Source organism: Mesorhizobium sp. M8A.F.Ca.ET.161.01.1.1 (assembly GCF_004792105.1).
Lineage (GTDB): Bacteria > Pseudomonadota > Alphaproteobacteria > Rhizobiales > Rhizobiaceae > Mesorhizobium.
Window position 1 is genome coordinate 1 of record NZ_SRTD01000179.1, and the last position, 314, is coordinate 314.

Below are 314 nucleotides of genomic sequence, written 5' to 3' on the forward strand. Positions count from 1 at the left end.
GGCAAGTCGATCCTGCTCTCCGATATCGTCAGCGGCACCGACGCCGATGTTGCGGTAGTCGCCCTCGTCGGCGAACGCGGGCGCGAGGTGCGCGAATTCGTCGAACACCAGCTTGGACCGGAAGGTCGGGAGCGGGCGGTCGTCGTCGTCGCGACGTCGGACCGGCCCGCCATCGAGCGCGTCAAGGCCGCCTATGTGGCGACCAGCATCGCCGAATTTTTTCGCGACCAGGGCACGCATGTGCTGCTTGCGATTGATAACATAACGCGGTTCGCCGGAGCGCAGCGTGAAATTGGCCTGGCGTCGGGCGAGCG

General features: G+C 65.9%; 1 pseudogene. It reads left to right on the forward strand.

Annotation, left to right across the window (positions count from 1 at the left end):
* Positions 1-314: pseudogene (locus tag EN804_RS35200) on the forward strand (EscN/YscN/HrcN family type III secretion system ATPase); the annotation flags it as partial.